General features: G+C 72.6%; 27 protein-coding genes. 19 read left to right on the top strand and 8 right to left on the bottom strand.

Features of this window, described 5'->3' with window-relative positions; genetic code table 11:
• Positions 1-29: 29 nt before the first annotated feature.
• The 3 genes from VET29_RS09430 to VET29_RS09420 form a co-directional block, all read right to left on the bottom strand.
• Positions 30-890, bottom strand: coding sequence for a fused MFS/spermidine synthase (locus VET29_RS09430; RefSeq protein ID WP_324917682.1), 861 nt, complete (start codon positions 888-890; stop codon positions 30-32).
• Between the two features lie 115 nt (positions 891-1,005).
• Entirely contained in the window at positions 1,006-1,503 is a 498-nt protein-coding gene (locus VET29_RS09425) for a hemerythrin domain-containing protein (protein WP_324917679.1), read from the bottom strand.
• 371 nt (positions 1,504-1,874) lie between these two features.
• Positions 1,875-2,738: a DMT family transporter gene (locus VET29_RS09420; protein ID WP_324917676.1), complete on the bottom strand. Its 864-nt coding sequence runs from the start codon at positions 2,736-2,738 to the stop codon at positions 1,875-1,877.
• Positions 2,739-2,791: 53 nt separating this feature from the next.
• On the opposite strand from VET29_RS09420, the gene VET29_RS09415 reads away from it, so the two are divergent.
• The gene (locus tag VET29_RS09415) at positions 2,792-3,652 is read left to right on the top strand and encodes a MurR/RpiR family transcriptional regulator (protein WP_324917673.1); all 861 of its coding nucleotides are present in this window, start codon (positions 2,792-2,794) and stop codon (positions 3,650-3,652) included.
• Between the two features lie 100 nt (positions 3,653-3,752).
• Here the strand turns inward: VET29_RS09415 and VET29_RS09410 are convergent, their stop codons facing one another.
• From VET29_RS09410 to VET29_RS09395, 4 genes are all read right to left on the bottom strand, one after another.
• Positions 3,753-4,328, bottom strand: coding sequence for a methylated-DNA--[protein]-cysteine S-methyltransferase (locus VET29_RS09410; protein WP_324917670.1), 576 nt, complete (start codon positions 4,326-4,328; stop codon positions 3,753-3,755).
• Positions 4,329-4,404: 76 nt separating this feature from the next.
• On the bottom strand, positions 4,405-5,550 hold the full coding sequence (locus VET29_RS09405) for an MFS transporter (protein ID WP_324917667.1): 1,146 nt from the start codon (positions 5,548-5,550) through the stop codon (positions 4,405-4,407).
• 81 nt (positions 5,551-5,631) lie between these two features.
• Complete coding sequence (denD, locus tag VET29_RS09400; RefSeq protein ID WP_324917664.1) at positions 5,632-6,624, bottom strand: D-erythronate dehydrogenase; 993 nt, start codon at positions 6,622-6,624, stop codon at positions 5,632-5,634.
• Positions 6,625-6,706: 82 nt separating this feature from the next.
• Positions 6,707-7,342, bottom strand: coding sequence for a TetR/AcrR family transcriptional regulator (locus VET29_RS09395; protein WP_324917660.1), 636 nt, complete (start codon positions 7,340-7,342; stop codon positions 6,707-6,709).
• Between the two features lie 108 nt (positions 7,343-7,450).
• On the opposite strand from VET29_RS09395, the gene VET29_RS09390 reads away from it, so the two are divergent.
• The 11 genes from VET29_RS09390 (at position 7,451) to VET29_RS09340 (ending at position 17,435) form a co-directional block, all read left to right on the top strand.
• Positions 7,451-8,500, top strand: coding sequence for a medium chain dehydrogenase/reductase family protein (locus VET29_RS09390; protein ID WP_324917657.1), 1,050 nt, complete (start codon positions 7,451-7,453; stop codon positions 8,498-8,500).
• A 56-nt stretch (positions 8,501-8,556) separates the two neighbouring features.
• On the top strand, positions 8,557-9,150 hold the full coding sequence (locus VET29_RS09385) for an ABC transporter permease (RefSeq protein ID WP_324917653.1): 594 nt from the start codon (positions 8,557-8,559) through the stop codon (positions 9,148-9,150).
• A gap of 49 nt (positions 9,151-9,199) precedes the next feature.
• A complete protein-coding gene (locus VET29_RS09380) occupies positions 9,200-9,538 on the top strand; it encodes a spore germination protein GerW family protein (protein WP_324917650.1) in 339 nt (112 codons plus the stop codon).
• Positions 9,539-9,618: 80 nt separating this feature from the next.
• The gene (locus VET29_RS09375) at positions 9,619-9,948 is read left to right on the top strand and encodes an NADH-quinone oxidoreductase subunit A (RefSeq protein ID WP_324917647.1); all 330 of its coding nucleotides are present in this window, start codon (positions 9,619-9,621) and stop codon (positions 9,946-9,948) included.
• Positions 9,939-11,096, top strand: coding sequence for a hypothetical protein (locus VET29_RS09370; protein WP_324917642.1), 1,158 nt, complete (start codon positions 9,939-9,941; stop codon positions 11,094-11,096). The genes VET29_RS09375 and VET29_RS09370 overlap by 10 nt, the downstream gene beginning before the upstream one ends.
• On the top strand, positions 11,089-12,036 hold the full coding sequence (locus tag VET29_RS09365) for a complex I subunit 1 family protein (protein WP_324917639.1): 948 nt from the start codon (positions 11,089-11,091) through the stop codon (positions 12,034-12,036). Before VET29_RS09370 ends, VET29_RS09365 begins: the two co-directional genes overlap by 8 nt.
• A gap of 10 nt (positions 12,037-12,046) precedes the next feature.
• A complete protein-coding gene (locus tag VET29_RS09360) occupies positions 12,047-12,604 on the top strand; it encodes an NADH-quinone oxidoreductase subunit J (RefSeq protein WP_324917636.1) in 558 nt (185 codons plus the stop codon).
• Positions 12,601-12,900: an NADH-quinone oxidoreductase subunit NuoK gene (gene nuoK, locus VET29_RS09355; RefSeq protein WP_324917633.1), complete on the top strand. Its 300-nt coding sequence runs from the start codon at positions 12,601-12,603 to the stop codon at positions 12,898-12,900. Before VET29_RS09360 ends, nuoK begins: the two co-directional genes overlap by 4 nt.
• 1 nt (position 12,901) lies before the next feature.
• Positions 12,902-14,527, top strand: a complete 1,626-nt coding sequence (locus VET29_RS09350) for a proton-conducting transporter membrane subunit (RefSeq protein WP_324917630.1) — start codon at positions 12,902-12,904, stop codon at positions 14,525-14,527.
• Positions 14,528-14,529: 2 nt separating this feature from the next.
• Positions 14,530-16,053: an NADH-quinone oxidoreductase subunit M gene (locus VET29_RS09345; protein ID WP_324917707.1), complete on the top strand. Its 1,524-nt coding sequence runs from the start codon at positions 14,530-14,532 to the stop codon at positions 16,051-16,053.
• Complete coding sequence (locus VET29_RS09340) at positions 16,050-17,435, top strand: NADH-quinone oxidoreductase subunit N (protein WP_324917627.1); 1,386 nt, start codon at positions 16,050-16,052, stop codon at positions 17,433-17,435. Before VET29_RS09345 ends, VET29_RS09340 begins: the two co-directional genes overlap by 4 nt.
• Here VET29_RS09340 and VET29_RS09335 read toward each other — a convergent pair.
• A complete protein-coding gene (locus tag VET29_RS09335) occupies positions 17,416-18,399 on the bottom strand; it encodes a VWA domain-containing protein (protein ID WP_324917624.1) in 984 nt (327 codons plus the stop codon). The two genes, VET29_RS09340 and VET29_RS09335, sit on opposite strands and share 20 nt — an antisense overlap.
• A 176-nt stretch (positions 18,400-18,575) precedes the next feature.
• Here VET29_RS09335 and VET29_RS09330 point away from each other — a divergent pair, with 176 nt between their 5' ends.
• From VET29_RS09330 to VET29_RS09300, 7 genes are read left to right on the top strand one after another with little or no spacing between them, the layout of a single operon-like run.
• The gene (locus VET29_RS09330; protein WP_324917621.1) at positions 18,576-19,769 is read left to right on the top strand and encodes an ATP-binding protein; all 1,194 of its coding nucleotides are present in this window, start codon (positions 18,576-18,578) and stop codon (positions 19,767-19,769) included.
• Positions 19,769-20,170: a roadblock/LC7 domain-containing protein gene (locus tag VET29_RS09325; RefSeq protein WP_324917618.1), complete on the top strand. Its 402-nt coding sequence runs from the start codon at positions 19,769-19,771 to the stop codon at positions 20,168-20,170. Before VET29_RS09330 ends, VET29_RS09325 begins: the two co-directional genes overlap by 1 nt.
• Positions 20,167-20,520: a DUF742 domain-containing protein gene (locus VET29_RS09320; RefSeq protein ID WP_324917615.1), complete on the top strand. Its 354-nt coding sequence runs from the start codon at positions 20,167-20,169 to the stop codon at positions 20,518-20,520. The genes VET29_RS09325 and VET29_RS09320 overlap by 4 nt, the downstream gene beginning before the upstream one ends.
• Positions 20,507-21,094, top strand: coding sequence for a GTP-binding protein (locus tag VET29_RS09315; protein WP_324917612.1), 588 nt, complete (start codon positions 20,507-20,509; stop codon positions 21,092-21,094). The genes VET29_RS09320 and VET29_RS09315 overlap by 14 nt, the downstream gene beginning before the upstream one ends.
• Complete coding sequence (locus VET29_RS09310; RefSeq protein WP_324917609.1) at positions 21,091-22,404, top strand: cytochrome P450; 1,314 nt, start codon at positions 21,091-21,093, stop codon at positions 22,402-22,404. The genes VET29_RS09315 and VET29_RS09310 overlap by 4 nt, the downstream gene beginning before the upstream one ends.
• A gap of 23 nt (positions 22,405-22,427) precedes the next feature.
• Positions 22,428-23,795, top strand: coding sequence for an FAD-binding protein (locus VET29_RS09305; protein ID WP_324917606.1), 1,368 nt, complete (start codon positions 22,428-22,430; stop codon positions 23,793-23,795).
• 12 nt (positions 23,796-23,807) lie between these two features.
• Positions 23,808-26,195, top strand: a complete 2,388-nt coding sequence (locus VET29_RS09300) for a LuxR C-terminal-related transcriptional regulator (protein WP_324917603.1) — start codon at positions 23,808-23,810, stop codon at positions 26,193-26,195.
• Positions 26,196-26,262 lie beyond the last annotated feature (67 nt).

Raw genomic sequence — 26,262 nt, 5'->3', positions numbered from 1 at the left:
GTGGACGCCTACGCCGATGGGCACCCCGCTCAGGCGGGCAGGCCGAAGGTGCCTCTTGGCGGGGACGGTGACATCGTGGCGGTCTCGTCGGTGACGGGCCGGGTGCCGCCGGTGAAGCGCGTCAGGGACTCGCCGTGTTCGATGCGGCCGGGAAACGGGTCGCCGGCCGTCCTGCGGGTGAGGTCCGCGACGGGCAGTTCCACCCGGGAGCCGACCAGGATGAAGTTGCCGAAACGCCGTCCCCGGAACACGGCGGGCTCGGCGAGGACGCAGACGTGCGGGAACACCGCACACACGGTCGCGACCTGCGCTCTGGCGAACGCCAGTGACGTGCCGTCGGTGATGTTGGCCGCGTAGACACCGGCCGGGCGCAGCGCGTCGGCGGCCAGTGACACGAACTCGACCGAGGTCAGGTGGGCCGGCGTGCGGGCGCCCACGAACACGTCGGTGACGATGAGGTCGAACGAGCCCACCTCCGCCGTGGCCAGCTCGGCGCGCGCGTCGCCCTGCCGGATCCGGATGCGCCACGAGCGGTCGACGGGCAGCCGGGTGCGCACGAGGTCGATCAGGGCAGCGTCGATCTCGACCACCTGCTGAGCCGAGTCCGGGCGCGTGGCGGCGACGTAGCGGGGCAGCGTCAGGGCGCCTCCACCCAGGTGCAGGGCCCGCACCGGAGCGCCGGCCGGCGCGACGAGATCGGCCACGTGTGCCAGCCGGCGCACGTACTCGAACTCGATGCGGGCGGGGTCGGCGAGGTCGACATGGGACTGCGGCGTGCCGTTGACGCACAGGGTCCACTCGTCCGGCACGTCCGGATCCGGCAACAGCTCCGCGACACCGGAGTCGATCTCCCACGTCACCGGCTCGTGGGCCTTGCGGCTACGTCCCACGCCACACAACCTAGTGCCCTGCCAACCTGGTGCCCTGCCAACCTGGTGCCCTGCCTTCGAGTCAGGACACCAGCCCGCGCCCGGCGGACCGGCTCAGTCACGCCCGCGGACCGGGTCAGTCGAGCTTGCCCTCCCGTCGGGAACGGGCCACCAGCGCACGCACGTTCGTCAGCGTGCCGCAGTTGTCGTCGATCTGGCGGTTGCGCTCCCTGACGAACTCCGCACCCAGGTCGGCCCGCGCACGGGAACCCAGCTCGCTCCGCGCGGGGTTGAGGATCGTCAGCTCCTCCTCGACCAGGTGATGGTTGACCTTCGCCGACAGCTCCTCCACCGCGTCGTCGAACGCCTTCGTGTCGGTGCCCTTCAGCTCCAGCACCTTCAGCAGCGCCTCGTGCCCTTCCGCGTGCTCCTCCGCGCCGTGTTCCGCCTCGTGCGCGCCCACCGCCGAACGCTTCCGCAGCTTCGGGTAGACGAACTTCTCCTCCGCCTCCGCGTGGGCGACCAACACGTTGGCCAACGCACCCCGAACCGCGTCACGGTCAGCACTGGCATCCCGCAACTGCCGCAACAGCAGCTCGAACAACGCATGATCGGCCAGAATCAAGTCGATCACATCACCCGAAACCGGACGATGCACATCCACGACATCAGTCATACGGACAGTTCTACCGCCCACACCCCAACTCGGCTCAACGACACCACCACCCCCACCACCCGCGAGTCCCGCATTCACCCACACCGAGTCCCGCGTCCACCCACCGCGAGTCCCGCGTTCACCCACCCACGAGTCCCGCGTTCACGCATACCGAGTCCCGTTTTCGGGCATACCGAGTCGCGTTTCGTGTACCGAGTCCCGTTTTCGTGCACACGCCCGGGCCATGATCTGCACGAACCCGCAGGTCGGTGTGTCCGAACGCGGGACTCGCGGTGTTTCAACGCGCGACTCGCGGTGTTTGGACGCGGGACTCGCGGTTGGGTCGGTGGTCAGCTCAGGGCGATGCCGACTATGCCGGAGAGGACGATCACGGCGCCGATGAGACGTCGTAGCGGGTTGGGTTCGCCTAGGACGCGCCAGGCGATGAGGCTGCCTATGACGATGCTCAGCTCGCGGACCGGTGCGACCACGCTGACCGGGGTCGTTCGCAGGACGTACAGCACGAGGAGGTAGGCGAGCGGGGAGAGCACCGCGATGACCAGGATCTCGCGGCGGTGGCCGGCCCACAGGCGGCGGCGTGCCGCCGGGCGGGCGAGGGCGTACGGCGTGAGCAGGACGGTCTGCAGCACGGAACCGGCGGCGAAGTAGAGCAGCGGGGGCATGCCGATGGCGTTGACGGAACGGGCGTCCCACAGCGTGTAGCCCGCGATCGTGGCGCCGGTGAGCAGGCCGTAGAACACGCTGGTCAGCCGCGGGTCACCGCCCGCGGGACGGCCCGCGCTGATCACCAGCACGCCGGCCACGACCGCGCCGGCGCCGGCGAGGCCGAGCACGCCGGGGCGCTCACCGAGGACCAGCACGGCGACGATCACCGACAGCAGCGGCCCGGTCCCCCGCGCCAGCGGGTACACCACCGACATGTCGCCGGCGGCGTAGCCGCGCTGGAGCACGATGCCGTAGCCGACGTGTAGTACCGCCGTTCCGGCGGCGGCCACGAGCCACCACCACCGCGGGCGCAGGTCGTCCGACAGCAGCAGCTCACCGACCGCGAGCGGGACACACAGGACGGCGGAAACCGTGTAGTACCACCAGACGAACACCGCGCCGCCGTCGCCGACCCGCTTCGCCGCGAAGTTCCAGGCAGCGTGGAGGCACGAGGCCGTCAGCAGCAGCACGAGCGGGACGGCGTGCACGACACCCCCTCCACGAAGAAATCCCGTTTCCAATCGATGCTAGCATCGGAAACATGGTTTCCGGCATCCCCGGCGGGCTGCACGCGACGATCGCCGCCCTGCTGCCCGGGCTGCGGCCGAGCGACGCCAAGGTGATGCGGTTGGTGCTGACCGACTCGGCGTTCGTACAGGCGGCCACCACCAACGAGGTCGCGGACCGGGCGGGTGTCTCGCCCGCGACGATCGTGCGGGCCGCCCGTGCCGCGGGGTTCGACGGGTTCGGCGAGCTCAAACGCGCGCTCGTGCAGGATCTCGCGCTGCGGCCGGGCGCCGCACCGCCGGACGAGCTGACCGCCGAGTCCACAGTGGACGACATCACCGAGCTGGTGCTCGGCAGCCACGCCAGCAGCATCGGCGCCACCCGCGCGACGCTCGACCCGTCCGCACTGCGGCATGCCGTCGACCTGCTCACCCGCGCCGAGAGCATCGTCGTGTTCGGCGTCGGCACGTCGGCCGCCCCCGCCGCCGACGCCGCCTACCGGTGGACCGCCATCGGCTGCCGCGTCAGTGCCCCGCACGACGCACGCACCGCACAGCTGCAGGCACGGTTGCTCAAGCCGGACTCGACGCTGGTCGCGATCAGCCACAGCGGCCGCAGCGAGGAGACGCTGTCCGTCGTCGACGCCGCCCGGCAGGCCGGGGCCGGCGTCGTCGCGATCACGAGCTTCGCGTCGTCCCCGCTCGCCGGGCGGGCCACCGCACTGCTCGTCGCCGGCGGACCGGACCTCGGCCTGCACATGGCCCCGTCGAGCAGCCGCCTGGCCCACCTGGCGGTCGTCGACATCCTCCACGCCGCGATCAGCCTCGCGGACCCACCGCGGTCACGCCGCGCCCTGGCGGCCGCGGCCGACATCTTCGCGGCCAAGAGCCGGTGACGAGCACGCCGGAGCACTGGCCGCCGAACTTCCGGACATGGACGGGTTCTTGGCCGCGCTCGCGTCCGGCGCGGCGGTGACCGCCGGGCTCACCAGGTGGCTATGAGTGCTGCGCCACGACCGGATCGACCGTTGTCCGCGGTGGTGCCGCGGCTGACGTGCGCGGCTGATCAGGCTGGAACTGGAGGTCCGGGTCGGTGCGGGGCAGCAACGTGAGCTGCTCGAGATCCAGCAGTGCCCGCTTGCGCCGCAGTCCCCCGGCATAGCCGGTGAGCTTGCCGCCGCTACCGACCACCCGATGGCACGGGACGAGGATGCACAGCGGGTTGCGGCCGACGGCCGCACCGACCTGCTGCGGGTCGAGGTCGTGGCCGAGCCGTCGGGCGAGGTCGCCGTAGGTCGTCGTCTGCCCGAACGGCACCTCCGCGACGAGGCGCCACACCCGGCGCCGCAGGTCACTGCCGCGGGGGTCCAGCGGCAGGTCGAACTCCGTCCGGTCGCCGGCGAGGTACTCCTGGAGCTGCGTCACCACCTCGCCGAACCCTTCCTCGGTGCGTGGGCCGAACGTGCTCGGGTCGGGCGGGTACCAGTGGTGCGGGAAGTACAGGCCCACGATCGCCTCCCCGTCCCGCACAATGGTCAGCTCCCCGAGCCGTGTCGGCAAGATCGTGTGCACGGTGTCCCCTTCGTTCGGCGTCGTTCGGCGTCGTTCGCCTCGAAGACGTTCGCCGCCGGTCGAATGTGAGAACCCGCTACGGCCGGATGGCCACCAGCACCGCGGTCGCGGTGAGGAGGACGGCCAGCGCGCCCAGGCCCAGCCCGAGGGTGCTCGTCGCGGCGATCGCGCCGACCAGCAGTGGGCCACCGGCATCGCCGATCTCCCGGCCCACCTCCGCCGCGCCCATGGTCTGGCCGAGCCGCTCGACGGGTGTGGCCGCGGCCAGGTGGGCGAACGCGACCGGGGTGGCGAGCCCGGTGCCGGCGCCGATCGCGGCGGCGGCCAGGACGAGGCCGCCGACACCGGGAAGCACCACGGCCACCGCCGTTCCCGCCGCGGCGAGGAACAGGCCGGCACCCATGCCGACGCCGTCCCGCAGGCGCCCGGCGTCACGAGCCCGGCCGCTCCAGGGCTGGACCACGGTGGCGCAGGCGGCCAGCACCGACACCGCCGCACCGGTCAGCAGGGGCTTGACGCCGTGTCCGGCGCCGACCACCGGGAGGAACCCGACCCCCGCGGCGAGGGCGGCGGTCGCGGCGGCCAGCGCGAGCGTCGGCTGGAGGAAGCTGCCGGTGGTGAGGCGGCGGGCCAGGTCCAGCACGGTCTGACGGGTTCGCGGCAGCGGCTGGACCGCGGGCACCGCAAGGCCGGCCCAGGCGGCGACCGCCAGTGCGAGCACGGCCAGCGTGGCGAACAACAGGGTGTACCCGCCGACGGTGATCAGGATGCCGCCGAGGAGCGGCCCGAGGGTGTAGCCCAGACCCTTCCACGCCCCGTACCCGCCGAACGCCCGGCCGTGTTGGCGGCTCGGGGACAGCCGGGCGACCAGGGTGCCGGCGGCCGGGGAGAACGCCGCGGCGCCCGCACCCTGTCCGAGCCGGGCGACGCCGACCAGCGCCGGGTTGCCGGCGACGACGAACACCGCGGACGCGAGGGTGAACGCGAGCAGCCCGCCGAGCAGCACCGGCCGCGGGCCGACGCGGTCGGCCAGTGAGCCGAACAGCGGCTTCAGCACCACCTCGGCGCCGTCGTAGACCGCCAGCAGCACGCCGAGGGTCAGCAGCGAGGCGTGTTCGGCCTCGGTGTACCCACCGAGGCTGGCGGCGATGCTGTGCGCACCGAACGCCGTCACGAACCCCGCCGCGTACAGCGGGAACAAGCGGCTGTTCGTCGATGGCATGTCCCGCCCATCATCGCGCGGCCGGTCGGGTCGGGGCGAGAGGGCGCCGGCGAAACCGCGCCCGTCGAGGCCGGCGTGAAGTCAGGAACTCCCCGGCTGTGTCAGGTCGGTGAGATAGGCACGCACGACGTCGTCGAAGGACTTCTCGGTCGTGAGGCCCAGTCGTTCGGCGCGGCGGGCACGGACGTCGGCGGGCCAGGTGCGCACCATGGCGTCGATGGCGGGATCGACGGTCCAGTCGATCAGGTCGCTCGTGCCCGCGCCGGCGACACGATCCAGCGCGGCCGCCATCTCCCTTGGGGTGGTGGACAGTCCGGGCAGGTTCATCCCGGTCCTGCTCCCCCACGTCTCGTCGTCGAGCTCCGCGGCTCGCACGATCGCGGCCAGGGTCGCGCGGGGCGAGGACAGTGCGACGGGTGTGTCCGGCGGCACCGGGCACACCGCAGGCTGCCCGGCGACCGGTTCGCGGACGATCCCGGACAGGAACCCGGACGCCGCCGCGTTGGGCTTGCCGGGCCGGACGGACACCGTCATCAACCGCACGGAACGGCCGCGGACGAAACCCCTGCGCGTGTAGTCGGCGACGAGCTGCTCGCCGACGAACTTCTGGATGCCGTAGCTGGTCTGCGGCCGCGGCAGGGTGTCGTCGTCGACCGTGCCGAGCGGGCCGAGCGCGGGATCGGCGCCGAACACCGCCACCGAGCTGGAGTACACCAGCACCGGCGGCACCCGGTGGCGCCGCCCGTACTCCAGTACCGCCCGCATGCCGTCCACGTTGGTCCGCATCCCGAGGTCGAAGTCCGCCTCCGCCGCGCCGCTGACCACCCCGGCGAGGTGGAACACCGCGTCCACCTCGCCCACGTCGGCGAGCACGGACGCCAGCTCACCGGTGAGAGGCCGGACGCCGTCGGCCGAGGCGAGGTCGGCCGACGGCGCGGCGAGGTCGACCAGAACCAGCTCGTCGAGCCGCTCGGCCGTCCCGCCGCCCAGCGCGACCGGCGCGGCCAGCAGCCGGCGCGCCAGCAGGGAACCCAGGAAACCCGCTCCCCCGGTGATGAGAACTCGTGCGCCCACACCGCCTCCTTCGACCACGTCCGCGGTCATTCTTCCCGCCGGTGGGACCGACGGCCATGACCCGAGGGTGCGGCGGACGGGGTCATGCGTCCCTGAGGTGTGCCAACGTGGTGATGATGTGGTCGGCGATGTCAGGTGGCCACGGGAAGGCCACGGTCGACGCTCGCTGGTGGGCCAGCCCGTGCAGGCCCAGCCACAGCGCGATGGTGTCCGTGTGCAGGTCGGCGCTGGTGGCGAGGCCGGCGGTGACGCAGCCGTCCAGTGTCCCGGTGAGCAGCTCGATGCAGGCGTCACCGAGGGTGGCCACGTCGTCCCTGGTCACGGACGTGTCGTTCAGCGAGGGCATCCAGAGGCCGCCGAACATGAGGCGGTACCGCTGCGGATGTTCCTCGGCGTAGCGCAGGTAGGCGTGGCAGCCGGCGAAGAGCCGTCGCCGGGGATCGTCGCCGGCGGCCGCCACCTCGTCGCGTAGCAGTGCCGTCAGCTCGGCGAACGCCTGGCGCACGACGGCCAGCATGATGGCCGGCTGGTCGGGGAAGTGTCGGTAGATCGAGGGCGCGGCGATCCCCGCGCGGCGGGCGACGGAGCGCAGGGTGATGGCGCCCTCGTCGCCGGTCTCGTCGAGCAGCTCGACCGCGGCGGCCACGATCTCGTCGCGCAGCCGGGCACCCTCCCCACGCCGGTTGCGGGTACGGGTGGTCGCCGTCCTGTCTGCCATGCCCGTGAGCTTACATCACAAAACTTACATGCGTTAGCTCTTGCCTCACTTAAACTTACATGCGTAACCTTACTGGCGTAACCAAACAGGGACCCAGGAGCACAGCCAATGAACAGCAGCGTTGTCACCCACGCCACCGAGATCGTCCTGCCGGGCAAGGTCGAGGCGAGCGGCCTGCGGGTCCGCACCCGCGAGCTCCCCGCTCCCGCCGCGGGCCAGGTCGTACTGAGGATGGACGCCACGGGCGTCTCGTTCGCCGAACAGCAGATGCGGCGCGGCAAGTACTACGACCAGCCGGCCTTCCCGTTCGTGCCCGGCTACGACGTGGTCGGCACCGTGACCGCCGTCGGCCCGGACGTCGACACCGGCATGGTGGGCCGCCGGTACGCCGCCGTCACCAAGGTCGGCGGCTGGGCCAGTGCCCTGCTGCTCGACGCCGCCGACCTGGTCCCCGTGCCTGACGACGTGTCGGCGGCCGCCGCGGAGACCGTGGTGGTCAACGGGATCACGGCCTGGCAGATGCTGCACCGCACCGCCCGCGTGCCCGCGGGCGGGACGATCGTGGTGCTCGGCGCCAACGGCGGCGTCGGCTCGACCCTCACCCAGCTGGCCCGCCACGCCGGGATCACCGTGCTCGGCACGGCCTCGCCGCGACACCACGACCTGGTCCGTGAACTGGGCGCCACCCCGGTCGACTACCGAGACCCGCACCTGTACCAACGCATCCGCGAGCTCGCGCCGGACGGCGTCGACGCGGTGTTCGACCACGTCGGCGGCGCCGGACTGAAGGACTCGTGGCGGCTGCTGCGCCGCGGCGGGACGCTCGTGTCCTACGGCACCGCGGCCACCAAGGACGACGACGGCAACTCGCGCCTGCCGGTCCTCAGGTCGTTCGTCCGCCTGCTGGCATGGCACTACCTGCCGAACGGCAGGAACGCCCACTTCTACAACTTCTGGGCCGGCAAGCGCCGCCTGGACACCTTCCGCGCCCGGCTGAACGAGGACCTCACCCAGGTGCTGGCGCTGGTCGCCGCCGGCGTACTCACCCCACAGGTCGCCGCGGAGTTCCCGCTGACCGACGCCGGGGCCGCCCTCGCGCTGGCCGAGTCACGCACCGTCGCGGGCAAGGTCATCATCGTCCCGCAGCCGGTTTCCTGACTCCCCCTACTCCCTGACGCCCCGCCATCTCACTGACGCTTCCGGAGGAACCTGCCGTGACCACACTCGCGCTCCCCGCCCCCGCCGCCGCCCGTGTCGGCGAGGTCGACAACCGTGGCGCCTACCTCAGCTTCGGCCTCGCCTACGTACTCGGGCACGGCAGCACCGCCATCTCCCGGAGCGCCGACCCGTTGGTCGCCCTGCCCGGCTGGCTGCCCCCGGCGTTGCTCGGCGCCGGCCTCGCCGCCGGCACCGTGCTCGCCACCCGCGCGGCCGCCCGCGCCCAGCGCGGCGCCGACAGGTCCGGTGTGCTGACGGGGAAACTCCTCGGCCTGTCCTGGATCAGCGGGTTCGCCGCCCTCTTCCTCGCCATCACCGGCCTCACCGCCATCGCCGACGCGCCGGAGCTCCAGACCGTGCTCTGGCCCACCGGCTCGGGTCTCGTAGTCGGCCTGCTCTACCTCGGTGAGGGCATCGCGCGGCGCAACCTCGTGCACTACTGCCTCGGCACCTGGCTAGCCCTGATCTCCACCCTCGCCCTGACCCTCGGCACCCCGAACCTGTTCTGGCTACTGGCCATCGCCGGCGGAGGCGGCTACGCGGTCGCGACCGTCGCCGAACATCACCGCCTGACCGGTCCCGTGCGGTAGCCGCGATCATGGGATGGTTGTCGCACCAGACCGGACATGGGGAGCGACGATGAAGATCGAGAACCTGCTGGCCCGCGCCCGCGACTCGTTCGACGCCAAGATGGTGTTCGGCGAGCCCGTCGAGAAGGACGGCGTGACCGTGATCCCGGCGGCCCAGATAGCCGGTGGCGGCGGCGGCGGAAACGGCGACGACAAGCAGGGCCGCAGAGGTGAGGGCGGCGGTCTGGGACTGATCGCCAGGCCGGTCGGCGCGTACGTGATCAAGAACGGCGAGGTCTGGTGGCAGCCCGCCATCGACGTCAACCGCATCATCGCGACGGTCGGGGCGGTCGCGGTGGCCGGGCTGTTCGTCGGCAGCCGCCTGCTCCGGCGCGGTCGCGGGAAGTAGCCGGGCCGGGTGTCCTTCCACGCGATCGGCCGGCCGACGAGGTAGCTTTACCCCCACCGGGTATTCGGAGGAGGTGGGGCATGCTCGTGCTGGCGGTCGCGGCGCTCCTGCTGGCCGGGGCGGCGTACGGCGTCGCGTTGCTGGTGCGGCTGGGCCGGGTGGCGGACGTGCGACCGTTCCTGTCCGGCCACGAGCCGACCGAGCATGCGGTGTCCCGCTTCCATGTCCGCTGGTACACGGTGACGATGGTGTTCCTGGCGTTCGACATGGAGATGGTGTTCATGTACCCGTGGACCCTCGTCGTGGCCGAGGAGGGGACGACCGCGGTAGTGGAGATGTTCGTGTTCCTGGGCATCCTGTTCGCCGGCGTCGCGTATGCGTGGCGGGAGGGTGCGCTGCGGTGGGCGTGACGTCGTGGCTGCTGCGGCACACCCGGCCGAGCCTGCTGGTGGTGACGGCGCCGGGCGGCACGGGGGCGCGGGTGGCGGCGGAGCGGTACGCGCGGGAGCGGGGTTGGCGGCTGGCGCTCAACCCGGCGGAGGCGAACATGCTGGTGGTGGCGGGCGGGGGCCTGGAGCCGTACGCGACCCGGGTGTGGCGGACGGTTCCGGCGCCGCGGGTGCGGGTGGACGTGGCGGTGAGCGCGGCGGTGCCGGGCGCGCTGGCGGCCGCGCTGGAGCTGCTCCACGACGCGGATGAGCAGCGCCGGCAGGCCCAGCCCGCCGGGGCGCCGGAGCACGCCCACGCCGCGACAAGTCAAACCGGCCACGAAGAGCACGCCGGCTGCGGCGGCCCCAGCCACGATGCCGCCGATCACCCTCATGCCGCCCACGGTTCCCAGCCTGCCGGCCACTCCCACCACGGCGACGCCTCCGGCCACGGCGGACACGAGCACGGCGACGGGCAGCCGAGCCACGGCGGACACGAGCAAGGCGACGCTTCCGGCCATGACGGACACGAGCACGGCGGCGGGCAGCCGAGCCACGGCGGACACGACCATCACATGGCCGGCATGGCGTCGCCCGGCGGTGTGCCCATGGCCGACCGTGCTCCCGACCGTGACGGGCTCATGCTCGACCAGCTGCACGTCCCCCTCGGCCCCGCGCTTCCCCTGTGGCCGCCGGGTCTCATCGTCCACACCAGACTCCAGGGCGACGTCATCCAGGACGCCACCGTCGAGGTGCTCGACGGCACCCACGACTCCTTCTGGGCAGCACACCCGGTCGCCCGCCGGCTCGACGCCAGTGCCCGCCTGCTCGCCCTCGCCGGCTGGGTCGACGCCGCCACCACCGCTCAGCGCCTCCGGGACCAGGCCCTGGACGGCACCGCGCCCCAGGAGCCGTTGCGGCGCTGGGCCAGCAGGGTTCGCCGGTCCCGGTCGCTTCGGTGGCTGCTCGCCGGCGTCGGCCGGACCGAGTCCGGGGACGCACTGGACCGCCTCCACGGCTGGCTCGACCGCCGCGACGAGCCACAGTGGACGGTCACGGGGCTCCCAGACCTCCTCGCGGGCACCGAGTTCGCCGCCGCCCGTCTCACCGTCGCGAGCCTGCATGGCTAGGGTCGCGACGACGGATGCCGCGGTCGAGCCGACCGCCTGGTGGAGCGCGCTCCCACTGCTCGCCCTGCTCTGCCTGTTCGCCTTCGCGGCCACCGCCTTCGACGCCGTCCTCGCGGCCCGTGCGGCGGGGCGGTCCACCAGGAGCGCCGCCCTCGAGCCTCTGCGGACGGTCACCGGGTTGCTCGTGCAGCAGCGCAGGCGCACCCTCGCCGCCGACGGTCTCCTCTGGCGGGGCGCCGGGCTCGTGCTGCTCGTGGCCGCCGTGCTGGCCTCGGGAGTCACACCACTCGGGCGGTGGGCCGTCGCGGACCTCGACGTCGGGGTCGTGTGGTTCAACGCCATGGAGATCGTCGCCTGGGCGGCCGTCTGGCTCGCCGGCTGGGGGCCCAACTCCGCGTTCTCGCTCGTCGGCGGGTACCGGTTCGTGGCGCAGGGCCTCGCCTACGAGCTGCCGCACATGTTCGCGCTCACCACCGTCGCCATCGGGGCCGGGTCGCTGCGGGTCGCCGACATCGCCGGCGCGCAGCGCGGCCTCTGGTTCGTCGTGTGGATGCCGGTCGCCTTCCTCGGGTACCTGGTGTCCGTGCTCGCGATGTCGTTCTCCAGGCCGTTCGACCAGGCGACCGGCAGCGACCTCGCCGGGGGCGCCGGCGCCGAACTGTCCGGTGTGGACCGTCTGGTGTTCCTCGCCGGGCGGCAGGTTCTCCTCGTCTCCGGCGCCGCCATGGCCGTGCCGCTCTTCCTCGGCGGTGGCGCCGGTCCGCTGCTGCCGGACTGGTCGTGGTCGCTCGTCAAGACCGCCGCCGTGCTCGCGCTCCTCGTCCTCGCCGGGCGCCGGATGCCGACCGTCCGCGTCGAGCGGTTCATGGAGGTGGCCTGGATGGTGCTCATCCCCGCCACCCTCCTGCAGGCCCTCTTCGTGTCCATCGTGGTCAGCTGAACGGAGGATCATGGACGTCGTCTTCTGGGTGTGTGCCGCCGGCGCCGTCGCCTCGGGCATCGCTGTGTTCCGGGTCGACTCCATGGCTCGGGCCACCTTCGCGCTCCTCGCCTCGTTCGTCTTCGCGAGCGTGACGGTTCTGCTCGCCGACCTCACCTACCTGGGCATCCTGGTCATCCTCATGATGGTCATGGAGATGGTGATCATGGTCGTGTTCATGGTCATGTACATGATGAACCCGGCCGGACTGATGCCGATGACCATGGTGCACAACAAGAAGGGCGCGCTCGTCATCTCGGTGGCCACCTTCGGGGTGCTCGCCGCCGGCAGTGTGCTCGTCGACTGGCCCGGCACCGACGCCGCGCGCCCGGCGGACCCCACCATGGCGCTCGGCCAGGCGCTCATGGGGCCCAGGATGCTCACCATGGTGGTCCTCGGCCTCGCCCTCTTCGCCACGATCGTCGCCACCGTCGTGCTTGCCACGCACCGGGGTCGCTACGACCGGTACGGTGACCGCCTCGACCGGAGACCGCCCGACGACCCCGTCCGGGGAGGACTGGGGCGATGACCGAGTACCTGCTCCTCGCCTCCGCGCTGTTCAGCATCGGGCTCTACGGCGCGCTTTCGCAGCAGTCCATCGTGATGATCATGATGGGGCTGGAGCTGATGATCAACGCGGTGATCGTCGGGGGTGCGGCGTTCTGGTACTACACCGCGCCGGACCGGCCCGACGGCCAGGTCGTGATCGTCGTCGCGATCACCGCGATGGCCGTCGAGATGGCGGCCGGTTTCGCCGTCACCACCGCGATCTTCCGCGCCAGGGACGTCGACATGACCGACCTGGCCGCGGATCTCCGGGACTGACATGGCCTTCCTGGACGGGATCTCCTTCGAGCTCGGCGTGGACGGGCTGTCCGCGGTGATGATCGTGACGGTCCTGGTGGTCCTGCTCGCGGTGCTGGTGTTCGCGGCCGGGGAGCTGCGGTCGGTCCGCTTCTACGGTCTGATGCTGCTCTTCGCGGCCGCGATGCTGGTGACCGTCACCGCGACGACACTGCTCACGCTCCTGATGGCCTGGGAGGTCATGGGCGCCACCTCGTACGCGCTCATCGGCTTCTGGTGGCGGGAACCGCGCCGGGTCCGGTCGGGGCTCGTCGCCTTCCTGACCACGCGGGCCGCGGACCTCGGGCTGTACCTCGCTGCGGGCGCCGCGCTCGCGGGCGGTGCGCACGGCCTCGAGCTCGACCGGCTGGCCGGGCTTCCGGCCGGTTGGCGCGACGTCGTGGCGGCCGGGCTGGTGGTCGCCGCGCTCGGCAAGTCGGCCCAGCTGCCGTTCAGCTTCTGGCTTTCGCGCGCGATGGACGGCCCCAGCCCGGTCTCCGCGCTGCTGCACTCGGCGACCATGGTCGCGGCCGGCGCGTACCTGTTGCTACGCATGGAGCCTCTGCTCGATGCCACCTCATGGGCGGCGGTGACGGTCGCGTGGGTGGGCGCGGCCACGGCGGTGGCGCTGGGCGCGGTGGCGGTGGTGCAGCGGGATCTCAAGCAGCTGCTGGCGGCATCCACGTGCGCGCAGGTCGGTTTCATGGTGCTGGCGGCCGGCACGGGCGGCGTCGCGGCCGGCACCTGGCAGCTGGTGGCGCACGCGTTCACCAAGAGCCTGCTGTTCCTGTGCGCCGGCGCGTGGCTGACCGCGCTGGGGACGAAGGACCTCGCCGGGCTGGGCGGCGCGGCCCGCGGGTACCGGCTCGTCGGCATCGCCTTCACCGTGGGCGCCCTCTCGCTCGCCGGGGTTCCGCCGCTTTCCCTGTGGGCGACGAAAGATCACGTGCTCACCGCGGCGCTGCACGAGTCCGTGCCCCTGTACCTGGTGGGACTCGCCGCCGCCGCGCTCGGCGCCGCGTACGCCGGCCGGGCGCTGGCGCTGGTCTGGGCACCCACGGGGCGCGCGAAGAAGCCGGTCCCCCGGCCGCAGCTGGCGGCCCTGCCACCGCTCGCGGCCGGCGCCGCCGGGCTCGGTCTCCTTGCCCTGCCTGGCCTGTGGACGGAACGCGGCACCGAGCCCGCCTGGTGGGAGCTGGTCGTCTCCGGTGTGCTCGCCCTGCTCGCCGCCGGGCTGACGGCACGGGTGGTCAGCCGGCGGGACCTCCCCGCACCCGCTCCCCTGCTCGGCTGGCTGGGCCTGGAGAGGCTCGCGAACGCCGTCGTCGCGCGGCCCACCCTGGCACTCGCGAACGGCCTCGCGCGGTTCGACGACAGGGCCGTGGCCGGCACCGTCCGGACGACGGCCGCGGTCGGCACGGCGTTCGCGCGGCTGGTCGACCGGCGCGTCGAGTGGTCGGTCGACGGAGTCGTCCGACTCGTCGCGCGGGGGTTTCGCGCGGTGGGCCGGCTCGCGCGGCGTCCGCAGACCGGGCAGCTCCACCACTACTACGCCCAGGCGGTGGTCGCGCTCGCCGCGCTCGCCGTCCTGCTACTCCTGGTGAGGTGAGCGTGCTCAGCATCGTCGTCTTCCTGCCGGTCGCGGTGGCCGTGGCACTGCTCGTGGCGAAGGCCGGCGACGCCGTGGTGCGGTGGGCGTGGGTCGGCGCCAGCGCGGTCGAGCTGGTGCTCGTCGTCGTGCTGTGGCTGGGTTACGACGGTCCGGGTTACGGCTACGAGGTCAACCGGCGGTGGATTCCCACCGTCAGCTCCGGCTACCACCTCGGTGTCGACGGGCTGAGCCTGCCGCTGGTCGCCGTGACGGCCGTGCTGTTCCTCGCCTGCGCTATCTACGCGTTGCGCCGCACCGGGTCGGGCACGGGCCGCGAAGCGCCGAGCGGGCCGAGGCAGCCCGACAACGACCGGATCCGGTCGTTCGCGGCGTTGTTCCTGTTCCTCGAGACAGTCTGCATGGGCGTGTTCGTCTCGCTGGACCTCGTGCTGTTCTTCGTGTTCTTCGACCTGTCCATCGTGGGCATGTACTTCGTGATCGCCGGCTGGGGGCACCGGAACGCGGCACGGGCGGCACTGCAGTTCTTCCTCTACACGTTCCTCGGCTCACTCGCGCTGCTGCTCGGGTTCATCGGCCTCTACCTCGCCGCCGCGCCGCACACGTTCGACATGGTCCAGCTCACCGCGCAGAACCCCCTACAGGGCAAGGGGACCGTCGCGACGCTCGTGCTCGTGGCCATCGGCGTCGGGCTCGCGATCAAGACGCCGACCGTGCCGTTCCACACCTGGCTGCCGCCCGCGCACACCGAGGCGCCGGCCGAGGGTTCCGCGATCCTGGCCGGGGTGTTGCTGAAGCTGGGCACGTACGGCTTCGTCCGCATCGCCATGCCGATGCTGCCGGACGCGTGGCGCGACTGGGCCGGGGTGGTCGTCGCCGTCGGCGTGGTGAGCGTGCTCTACGGCGCGCTGGTCGCGTTGGCGCAGCGGGACTTCAAGCGGATGGTCGCCTACACCTCGGTCAACCACATGGGGTACGTCGTCCTCGCCGTCGGCGCGGCCGGCCTGCTGTCCACTTCGGACCCACTGGCGCACGACCTGGCCGTGGCGGGCGCGGTGACGCAGATGGTCAGCCACGGCCTGATCACCGGGGCGCTGTTCCTGCTGGCCGGCGTACTGTACGAGCGGGGCGGCACCTACGACCTCGACGCGTACGGCGGCATCGCCGCCGGCGCGCCCCGCTTCGCCGGCCTCACGGCGGTCGCCGCGTTCGCGTCGCTCGGGCTGCCCGGGTTCTCCGGGTTCGTCGCGGAGTTCCAGATCCTCACCGGTTCGCTGCCCGGCGCGCCGGTCGCGACCGCGTTGGCGTTCCTCGGGATTCTCGTCACGGCCGCGTTGTTCCTCCGCGCCTACCAGCGGCTGTTCCTCGGCGAGCCGGCCGGCGGGGTCGGCGACCTGACCGTGACCGAGACGCTGTCGATCGCGCCACTGATGGCGCTCGCGGTGGTGCTCGGGCTGTTCCCGCGCTTCCTGCTCGACCTCGTCGAGCCCGCCGCCCGCGTGCTCGGCACGCTGGTGCGCCGGTGAACGCCGGGCTGGACATGGCCACCGACCTCGGCCGCCTGCTGCCGGAGATCATCCTCGCCTGCGCGTCGGTCGTGGGGCTGCTGCTCGGGTCGTTCCTGCCGCGGCACCGCCAGTGGGTGGTCAGGGTGCTCGCGGTGGTCGCGTGCGTGGCGAGTCTGGTGTGGACGGTCACCGGCGGGACCGGGATGGTGTTCGCGGACACCTATGCCGTCGACACCGCCACCAACACGACCAGGATCGTGGTGTGCGTGTCGGTGCCGCTGGTGCTCGCCATGGCGCGGATCGGCGGCCACGCGAGGGAGACCGAGTTCGTCGTCCTGCTGTTGCTCGCCGCGCTCGGGGCGGTCGTGCTGGCCGGCGCGAACGACCTGCTCCTGCTGGCGGCCGCGTACCTGTTGGCCAGCGTGCCGCTCTACGCGCTCACCGGGTTCGCCAAGGACGGTCCGGGCACCGAGGCGAGCCTCAAGTTCTACCTGCTCGGCGCGTTGCTGGGCACCACGATGCTGTTCGGCGTCATGCTGCTGGCCGGCGCCGGCCGGGGCAGCGACTATCCGACGCTGCACCACATGCTGCCCGGCGCGCCCGCCGCGGCGGTCGCGGTCGGGGCCGTCGCCGTGCTCGGCGGGCTCGTGTTCAAGGCCGGCGCGGTGCCCGGTCACTTCTGGGTGCCGGACGTCACCGAGGGCACGCACCCGGCGGTCGGCGCGACGGTCACCACGATCCCCAAGATCGGCGCGGTCGTCGCGATCCACCGGTTCGTGACGGTCCTGCCGCTGAACTGGCCGCTCCTGATCGCCGTGCTGGCCGCGGCGACGATGACCCTGGGCAACCTGGCGGCGTTCTTCCAGCGGGACGTCCGCCGCCTGCTCGCCTACTCGACGATCAGCCAGGTCGGCTACCTGCTGATGGCCGTGGCCGCCGCGCGCGCGTCCCTCGCGCTGCCGAGCCTGCTGCTCTACCTCGCCGCCTACGCGGTGACGAACCTCGGCGCCTTCGCGGTCGTCTGCGCGCTCCCCCGGGCCAGAACCCTGGACGACTACGCGGGTCTGCGCGGGCACCGGCCGTGGCTCGCGGTGAGTCTCGCGGTGTGCCTGCTCGGTCTGGTCGGCACCCCGCCGACCGGCGTGTTCGCCGGCAAGCTCACGATCTTCACCGCGACCTTCGACGCGGGCCTCGGGTGGCTGGTGGTGGTCGCGGCGGTCAACACCGTCGCGAGTCTCTTCTACTACCTGCGCTGGCTCGTGCCGGCGCTGCGCACGCGCGACGAGTTCCCCCGGCCCGACCGTGCCGCCAGCCTCACGGCCTACCTCGCCGCGCCGGCGTCGGTGCTGGTCGGCCTGCTCGCCGGCCCGATCCTGGCGCTCACGGGACCCGCTGGCTGATCACCAGCGAGCCGGCGACCGCGCAGAGCAGGACCAGGGTGCCGAGGATCAGCCAGGGGCGGCTGGCGTCCATGTGCTTGATCTCGAAGCCGATCTGCTCGCCCAGCGTCTCGTAGACCTGTCTCAGCTCCTCCGCGCTGGCGGCCTTGTGGAACTCGCCGCCGGACAGCTCGGCGATCTCCCGCATCGCGGCGTCGTCCACCGGGACGTCCGTGGTCTTGCCGTTGATGGTGACGGTGCCGTTCTCGGTGCCGAACGAGATGGTGGAGATCGGGACGCCGCGGTTCTTCGCCACCCGCGCCGCGGCGAAACCGCCGCGCGGGCTGTCCGGGTCGGTGTTCGGCACGGTCTGCTTGCCGTCGGTCATCAGCACGATCCGTGCCGGCGGTGGTCCGTCCGCACCGCTGATGACCGTGGCGAAGCCGTCGATGGCGTTGAGGGCGGCGAAGATCGCGTCACCGGTGGCGGTTGCCTCGGCCAGCTCGAGGCGCTCGATGGCCCGGACGACGCCGTCCCGGTCGGTCGTCGGCGACACCAGCACGGTCGCGGTCCCGGCGAACGAGATCAGCCCGAGGTTGATGCCCGGCGTCATGTTCTCGACGAACGAGGTGGCGGCGGCCTGGGCCGCGGCGAGCCTGCTCGGCCGCACGTCGGTGGCCTCCATCGAGAGCGACACGTCGACGACGAGCATCACCGTCGCCCGGTTGCGGGGCAGCCGCTGCTCGGCGGTCGGGCCGGCCATGCCGATGACGAAGAAGATCAGCGACACGAGCAGCAGAGCCGGTGCCACATGGCGGATCCCGCCCGGTCCCTTCGGTGCCACGCGTTCCAGCAACGGCAGGTTCGCGAAACGCAGCAACCGCCGCTTGCGTTCGGCCATGACCACGACGTAACCGGCGATCAGCGCGGCGACGAACACGAAGAGCAGCAACCACCACGGCGCGCTGAAACCACCCAGACTCATGGCACCCCCGGTCGCCGAGCCGATTCCGTCCAGTGAAGCAACCGGCGGGTGTGTACCCGGTGAGCCTCTCCCCGGCCCGGGTACGTAGAAAGTCGTAGTACGTACCCGCCGTGCGCCGAACAGAAGGCGGAAAAGTACCGACGCGCCAGGTGATCTTGACTGCGAAAATACCGCGCGTGCTCCTCCCGTCACCGGGTATCGCGGTCGCGGTGCTCGCCCTGCTGGTACTCGGTCTCCTGCTGGCCCGGCAGCACAACATCACCCGGAACCTGGGCGCGCGCGTGGCCGCCTACCAGCGTGGGCTCCGGGACCTCGCCGAACGCCAGCTGCCCGCCGCGCTCGACCCCGCCGGCCGGTTCCACGGCGGCGCCCCGGACCTCGACGGGTACGGCGAGCAGATCCTGGCCCTCGCCCGCGCCGCGGCCACCACGGCGGCGACCCGAGGAGCCGAGGACGCACAGGCCGCCCTCATGGGTGTCACCCGCACGCTCCGCGCGCTGGTCACCGAACAGCAGTCGGCCATCGAGCAGATGCAGCGGGCGTTCGACGACCCGAACGTCCTGGCCGGTCTCATGGACATCGACCTCACCGCCGGGCAGCTCGCCCGCCGCGTGGTCGGCGTCGGCGTGCTGTGTGGTTCCGGCACGGGCATCCAGCGCGACGACACCACGGTCGAGCAGGTCATCCGCGGCGCCATGGGCCGCATCCGCGACCACCAGCGCGTCGAGCTGGGTCCGCCGGTGCCGTGGGCCGTGCGCGGCCAGGCCGTCGAGGCCGTCGCGCTCGTGCTGGCCGAGCTGCTGGACAACGCCGCCCGCTGTTCCTCGCCCAGCACCCGCGTGCATGTCGCGTTGTTCCAGGTCGACCGGGGCGTGGTCGTGCAGATCGACGACGCCGGGGTCGGGATGGCGGCCGAGCAGGTCGAGCGCGCCGCGCGGCTGCTGTCCGGCCAGCAGCCGGTGGACGTGCGCGACCTGGGCAACCCGGCGCAGGTCGGCTTCCCGGTCTGTGGCGTGCTTTCGGCCCAGTACGAGCTGACCGTGACGGTCGGGCGGCCCTCGCCGTTCGGCGGCACGCAGGCGATCGTGCTGGTGCCGGGCGCCATCCTCGTCCCCGCGCCGGAGCAGGTGCCGGAACCGGCGCCCGTCCCCGCCGCCCGGGTGGTCGTGCCGTCGCCGCCGCCGATCCCGCACGGGGACACCACGCCGGGCGGGTTGCCCATGCGGCGCCGGCAGCGGGCCACCGAGCCCGACCGGACGGACGGCGCGCACTGGGTGACCCCGCCGGACATCCGCCCGGCCGTGCTCGGGGCGTGGCAGCGGGGCACCGCCACCGGACGCGAGGTACAGCCCCAGGAGAGGACGCCCTGATGCCGACCACGATCGAGCAGGACACGAGCTGGATGCTCGACGAGGTGCTGCGGGTGCCGCATGTCCAGCACGCCATCCTGGTCACCAGCGACGGCCTCCTGCACAGCTCGCGCGGCGACCTCCCCCGCGACCGGGCCGACTCGCTGGCCGCGGCCGTCTCCGGGCTGGTCTCGCTGGCCAAGAACTGCGAGCGCACCCTGCGTTCGGACGCCGGCCAGTGGTGGCAGGGCCTCGACGAGTACCCGTGGGGCTACCTCATGCGGGTCGCGGCGGCGCGGAACACCGTGCTGGCCGTGGTCGCGGGCCGCGAGGTGGACATGGAGACGCTGTCGGTACGGGTCCAGCAGGTGGTGCAGCGGCTGGGGCAGGCGATGGCGGCCGCGCCCCGAGCCGGCCAGTGACCGCCCGGCGGCGGCCGGCGCTGGTGCGTTCCCACGTGATCACCGGTGGGCGCGCCGCGCCCGTGCTGGGCACGCTGGACCACGTCACGCTGGTCACCGTCGGCACCGAGCAGAACCAGCACTCGCACTCGCCGGAGCAGCGTGCCCTGATGCGGCTGTGCGCCGGCGGGTGGCTGTCCATCGCCGAGATCGCCGCCCATCTCGCGCTGCCGTCCAGTGTCGTCAAGGTGTTGGTGGCCGACCTGGTCGTGAGCGGGCACCTGCTGACCGGTCCCGAAAGGCCCCCGGACCGCGGGGTCAACGTCGACCTGCTCCGCCAAGTCCTGGAGGGCCTGAATGCGCTCGTCTGAGCCGCGCTACCTGAGCGGCGGGGTGCACCCGGTGAAGATCCTCGTCACCGGGCCGTTCGCGGTCGGCAAGACCACGCTGGTGGGCACGGTGTCGGAGATCCCGCCGTTGCGCACCGAGGAGGTCATGACCCAGCGCGGCGAGCTGGTGGACGATCTCGTCGGCATGCGGGGAAAGTCGACCACCACCGTGGCCATCGACTTCGGCCGCCGCACGCTGCCGGGCGGCGCGCTCGCGCTGTACCTGTTCGGCATGGCGGGTCAGGAGCGGTTCGTCCCACTGTGGCACGACTTCGCGCACGGCGCGCTGGGCGCGCTCGTGCTGGCCGACCCGCGGCGGGTGCAGGACTCCTTCACCGCCATGACGCGGCTGGAGGAGATGGGGCTGCGGTACGCGGTGGCGGTCAACCAGTTCGACGACGCGCCACACCATCCCGACCACGAGTACCGCCAGGCGTTCGACCTGGACCCGACGACACCGCTGGTGCGTTGCGACGCCCGCGACCACGGCTCGGTCCTGCGTGCGTTGATCGCGCTGGTCGAGTACCTCCTGGTCGCCAGGCAGGAGGCTTCATGACACAGCAGTACGCCCCGGCCACGCGGCTGTTCGGGCCGGAGTTCACCGCGCATCCGGAGCGCACCTACGAGGAGCTGCGGGTCACCTTCGGCGACGCCGCGCCGGTGGAGCTGTCGCCAGGGGTGCGTGCGACGCTGGTGCTCAGCTACCGCGCGGCGCTGCGGGTGCTGCGGGACCCGGTGTCGTTCCGGCGGGACCCGCGGCCGTGGCAGTACAGCGCGCCGCGGGACAGTCCTGTCCTGGGCACGATGATCTACCGGCCGAACGCCATGTTCGCCGACGGGCACGACCACCGCCGGCTGCGTGGCGCGATCACCGAGGCGCTGGGGCAGATCAACCACGGCGCGCTGCGCCGCGACGTCGTCGCGGTGGCCGACCGGCTGATCGACCGGGTCGCCCCGGAGGGCCGCGCGGACCTGATGGCGGGCTACGCCCTGCCGTTGCTGATGATCGTGTTCACCCGCATGTTCGGCTGCACCGACGAGCTGGCCGAGCGGATCATGCTGGGCGTGCAGGCCCTGTTCGACGGCGACGACCCGGTCGAGGCCGACCGCCGGCTGAACGAGACCATGCGGGACCTCCTCGACCACAAGCGCGCCGCGCCGGGCAACGACGTGGTGTCTGCGCTGATGGCGAGCGGCGCCAACCTTTCCGAGGACGAGCTGAAGCAGACCGTGCTGGTGCTGATGGGCGCCGGGTCGGAGCCGGCGGCCAACCTCGTCGGCGGCGCGCTGGTCGAGCTGCTGACCAACCCGGACCTGTCCGAGGGCCTCGCCGGCGGCACGGTCGCCGTCGACGCCGCGATCGACGAGATCCTGTGGCGGCGGCCGCCGATGTCGAACTACTGCATCAGCTACCCGGTACGGCCGTATCCCTTGTACGGACAGGTTTTGCCACCCGGCGAGCCGGTGGTGGTCAGCCTCGCCGCGGCCAACGCCGACCCGGCGGTGGCCGGTGACCGTGCCGGCAACCGGGCGCATCTCGCGTTCAGCACCGGCGCGCACGGCTGCCCGGTGCCACAGATGGCGTTGCTCCTGGCCTCGACCGCGATCGAGCGGGTGGTCGAGCGGCTGCCCGGCCTGACGCTGGGCTGCCCGGTCGACCAGCTGCCGTGGCGGGTCAGCCCGTTCAGCCGCGGCATACGGGCGCTGCCCGTGACCTTCCCACCCGCCCCGGTGCTCACCGGCCGTGCCATCACCGGCGCGCCGGCCACCACACCGGCCAGACACAGCGAGCCCCGTGCGTCGTCCGCCGTGCGGGTCCGTTCCGGCGTGCTGGCCGCGCTCGCCAGGTGGTGGCACGGCCGGTGAGCACCGAACCCACAGGAGAACCGTTGCTCCAGAAACTGATTCCCCAGCTGGACGGGACGCTGGTGGCGACCCCGGCCGCGCTCGCCGAGCACGGCCGCGACCTGGGCAACCTGGTGTTCGGCGAACCGTCGGCGGTGCTGCTGCCGGGCAGTGTCCGCGACATCGAGGCGATGGTCCGCTTCTGCGCCGCGCACGGCATCCGGACGGCCGCGCGGGGCGAGAAGCACACGACCTTCGGCCAGGGGCTCACCCCGCACGGCCTGGCGGTCGACATGCGCGGGCTCGACCGGATCCACCACGTCGACCAGCACGGCGCGGACGTGGACGCCGGTGTGCTGTGGCGGGACCTCGTGACGCAGGCGCACTCGGTCGGCGCCCGTTTCCCCGCGCTGACGGGATATCTGCGGTTGACCGTCGGCGGCACGCTCAGCGTCGGCGGAATCTCGCCGGCGTACAAGCTCGGCGCGCAGGTGGATCTGGTGCGGGAGCTACAGATCGTGACGGGTCGCGGTGCGGCGGTGTGGTGCTCCCGGGAGCACGAACGGGACCTGTTCGAGGCGGCGCTGGCGGGGCTGGGGCAGGTCGGGATCATCACGCGGGTCCGCCTCCGGATGGCCTCCGTGCCGGCGTCGGTGCGCCTGCACCTGCTGGACTACGCTTCCGGCGCCGACGCGTTCGCGGCCATGAAGCTGTTGTGCGACAAGGGACAGGCCGACGAGCTGTACTGCATGGTGTTGCCGGGTCCGGTCTACCGGCTGTTCGTGACCGAGTTCGGCGCCCCCGCCGACCTGTTCGGCGGCGTGCCGGAGCCGGCCGCCCGACAGGAACTGGACATGCCCTACCTGGACTACGCGCTGAGCAACGACGTCATGATCGACGCCGTCCGCGCCGACGGCACGTGGGACGGGCTGCGCAAGCCGTGGTTCGACGTGTTCGTGCCGGAGGAGCACGCCGCGCCGTTCATGACGTCGGTGGTGGACCGGATGACCCTGGCGGACTTCGCCCCGGGCACGGGTTTCGTGCTGGTGTTCCCGCACAACGCCGACGGGTTCACCCGGCCGCGGCTGCGCGTGCCGGCGGGCACGCGGCGGGTGTACCTGTGCGACGTGCTGAGCACGGACTCGGCCGACGAGGGCCCCGCCGCCACCTACCCGGAGCGGGCGCTGGCCCGCAACGCCACGTGGACGCGGGAAGCGCGGGCACTGGGCGGGTACGTGTACCCGATCGGCTCGCTGCGGTGGACGGCCGCGGACTGGGCCGAGCACTACGGCGAGACGTGGGCCGCGGTGCGGGTGGCCAAGCTGCGGTGGGATCCCGCGGGGGTGCTGACGCCGGGGCCGGGGATCGACTTCACGGACGGGCCGGACGAGCACGGTCCCGGGTGGCGCTAGCCTTTCGGGCTCATGACGGTGAACTACCGGCTCGCCAGCACGATGTCGTCGCTCCTGGTGGGGCGCGCCGAGGCCGTCGAGGAGGTGCTCACCGCGCTGGCCGGCGAGCGGCTGGTCACGTTGCAGGGGCCACCCGGCATCGGCAAGACCCGCATGGCGGTGGAGGTGCTGTCCGCGGTGGCCGGTCAGGGCCGGCGCACGGCGTTCGCGTACCTCGTCGACGTGGACGGTGAACCGCCGGAGGGGTGGGACTACGACGACGCGCCGGACCTGGAGAGCATCGCGCGGGCGGTGCAGTCGGCGCTGGGGGTCACGCACATCTCCTCGTCCGATCCGGTCGAGGTGCTGGTGTCACACCTCAGCGGCGACACCGAGCCGCTTCTGCTGGTGCTGGACAACTGTGAGCGGATCCGCACGGCGGTCGGGGACCTGGTGGCGATCCTGCTGGACGTCGCGCCGGGCCTGCAGGTGCTGGCGACCTCACGGGCCGAGCTGGGATTGCCGGTCGAGCGCCTGATCCCGTTGCGGCCACTGTCGATCCCGGCCGGCGACGCGGACGACTCGGCCGGCTCCGAGGCGATGTCGTTGCTGGAGCACCTGGTGAGCTCCGGTGGCATGCGGATCCCGGCGGACCAGGCGGCACAGGCCCGCGCGCTGGTGCGGTGGTCGGGCGGCCTGCCGCTGGTGCTGGAGTTCATCGCGGCACGGCTGCGGTCGGGCCTGACCCCGGACACGGTGCTGCGCCGGCTCGACGGCGGCGGACTGCTGACCACGCACGGCACCCGGCGCCGGGCGCAGCCGCACCAGCGGACGCTGCGCCAGGTCCTCGACGACTCGTTCGAGCTGTGCCTGGCCGCCGAGCGCACGCTGTTCCTGCGCACGGCGTGCTTCGCCGGCGGTTTCGACCTCGCCGAGGCCGAGGCGGTGTGCGCGGGGAACGGCATCGCGCCGGCCGAGGTCATCGACCTGCTGGGCGGGTTGACGGAGAAGGCGCTCTGCACGGTGGATCCGGCCACCGGCCGGTACGGGATGCTGCCGCCGATCGCCGAGTACGCGGTGCGGAAGCTGCGGGAGTGCGGCGAGGAGGACCAGGTGCGGCGGGCGCACGCCGAGCACTTCGCGACGCTGGCGCGGCAGGCGGCGGACACCTGGCTGGACAGGTCGCGCGAGCTGGCGTGGCTGGCGGTCGTCGGCCGTGAGCTGGACAACCTGCGTGCGGCCATGGCGTGGCTGCGTGACCACGGCAGCCCGTGGACGGCACTCGAGATCGCGCTGAACCTGGCGCGGCTGCGGTTCTGGTGGTTCAGCGGGTTGCTTGCCGAAGGCGCGAACCTGTTGCGGCGCCTGCTGGACGAGTGCCCGCCGGACCCGACGCCGCTGCGCGTGGCGGCGACGGCGATGCGCAGCTGGATGGTGCTTTGCCAGGGCGACCAGGAGGGCGCGGCCGCGGCACTGACGGCGTGCCGGCGGCTGGTCGACGGGGAGCCGCCCGCGATGCTCGACTTCCTGGAGGGTGCCCACGCGCTGCTGGTGCGCGCCGACGCGGAGACCGCGCTCCCCCTGCTCCGCCGCGCGGTGGCGAAGCTGACCGCCGCGGTCGAGTCCGGGTTGCCCCTGGCCGGCGACCGCCACCAGGCGCACATGATCCTCGGCCTGGCCGTTGGCCTGATCGGCACCGACCGGCGGGAGGCCGAGGAGGTCAACTCGGCCGTCCTGGCGGAGGCGCTGGCGGCCGACGCACCGTCCGCGACCAGCTGGGCCCGCTGGGACATGGGCGTGGTGGCACTGCTGTTCAAGGAGGATCCGGCGGAGGCGCTGGCGTACTTCCAGGAGGGCCTGCGGACGCAGGTGGAGATCGGCGACCGCTGGGGCACGGTGTGGACGGCGACGGCCATCTGCTGGGCACTGGCGCGGGCGGCACGCGGCCGGCGGGCGGCGGTGCTGCACGGGGCGTCGACGCGCCAGCAGGAACGGGTCGGCTCGAAGGCGACGGGCCTGAAGCCGTTCCGGAACCAGACCGACATAGCCCGGCGGATCGTGGTGGACCAGACAGGCCCGGCGATCTTCGAGGAGGAGTACCGGCGGGGCCGCGAAATGGGGCCGGCCGAGGTGTACGAGCTGGCGATGCGGCCGCTGGAGGGCCCGCGGCCGCCTGCCCTGCCGCGGACCGAGGAGATGACCGAGGAGATGACGCTGGCCGACCTGACGCCCGCGGAGGCACAGATCGCCCGGATGGTCGCGGAAGGGTTGCGTACCAACGACATCGCGCGGCGGACCGGGCGCTCGACGCGGACCGTCAACACGCACATCACGCGCATCTACCAGAAGGTGGGCGGTGTGAACAGCCGCCCGGAGCTGGCGATGTGGGTGCAGCGGGTGCTGTTGGGGCGCGACCACTGAGCCACCGAGGTGGCGCAGCTCACACGCCTTGTTTCCGGCATTCACGACATCTCGGTGTAACACAGTC

This window comes from Actinophytocola sp., from assembly GCF_035634895.1.
Classification (GTDB): Bacteria; Actinomycetota; Actinomycetes; order Mycobacteriales; family Pseudonocardiaceae; genus Actinophytocola.
The sequence above is the reverse complement of the archived record's forward strand: the minus strand, read 5'-3'. Positions and strand labels throughout refer to the sequence as shown.

Excerpts from the sequence above, each read along its gene's own strand:
- VET29_RS09415 (WP_324917673.1), top strand. The coding sequence starts at position 2,792 with ATGGTTTCCGGCATCCCCGGCGGGCTGCACGCGACGATCGCCGCCCTG.
- VET29_RS09405 (WP_324917667.1), bottom strand. The coding sequence starts at position 5,550 with ATGCCATCGACGAACAGCCGCTTGTTCCCGCTGTACGCGGCGGGGTTC.
- VET29_RS09395 (WP_324917660.1), bottom strand. The coding sequence starts at position 7,342 with ATGGCAGACAGGACGGCGACCACCCGTACCCGCAACCGGCGTGGGGAG.
- VET29_RS09390 (WP_324917657.1), top strand. The coding sequence starts at position 7,451 with ATGAACAGCAGCGTTGTCACCCACGCCACCGAGATCGTCCTGCCGGGC.
- VET29_RS09380 (WP_324917650.1), top strand. The coding sequence starts at position 9,200 with ATGAAGATCGAGAACCTGCTGGCCCGCGCCCGCGACTCGTTCGACGCC.
- VET29_RS09375 (WP_324917647.1), top strand. The coding sequence starts at position 9,619 with ATGCTCGTGCTGGCGGTCGCGGCGCTCCTGCTGGCCGGGGCGGCGTAC.
- VET29_RS09365 (WP_324917639.1), top strand. The coding sequence starts at position 11,089 with ATGGCTAGGGTCGCGACGACGGATGCCGCGGTCGAGCCGACCGCCTGG.
- VET29_RS09360 (WP_324917636.1), top strand. The coding sequence starts at position 12,047 with ATGGACGTCGTCTTCTGGGTGTGTGCCGCCGGCGCCGTCGCCTCGGGC.
- nuoK (WP_324917633.1), top strand. The coding sequence starts at position 12,601 with ATGACCGAGTACCTGCTCCTCGCCTCCGCGCTGTTCAGCATCGGGCTC.
- VET29_RS09350 (WP_324917630.1), top strand. The coding sequence starts at position 12,902 with ATGGCCTTCCTGGACGGGATCTCCTTCGAGCTCGGCGTGGACGGGCTG.
- VET29_RS09335 (WP_324917624.1), bottom strand. The coding sequence starts at position 18,399 with ATGAGTCTGGGTGGTTTCAGCGCGCCGTGGTGGTTGCTGCTCTTCGTG.
- VET29_RS09325 (WP_324917618.1), top strand. The coding sequence starts at position 19,769 with ATGCCGACCACGATCGAGCAGGACACGAGCTGGATGCTCGACGAGGTG.
- VET29_RS09315 (WP_324917612.1), top strand. The coding sequence starts at position 20,507 with ATGCGCTCGTCTGAGCCGCGCTACCTGAGCGGCGGGGTGCACCCGGTG.
- VET29_RS09310 (WP_324917609.1), top strand. The coding sequence starts at position 21,091 with ATGACACAGCAGTACGCCCCGGCCACGCGGCTGTTCGGGCCGGAGTTC.
- VET29_RS09300 (WP_324917603.1), top strand. The coding sequence starts at position 23,808 with ATGACGGTGAACTACCGGCTCGCCAGCACGATGTCGTCGCTCCTGGTG.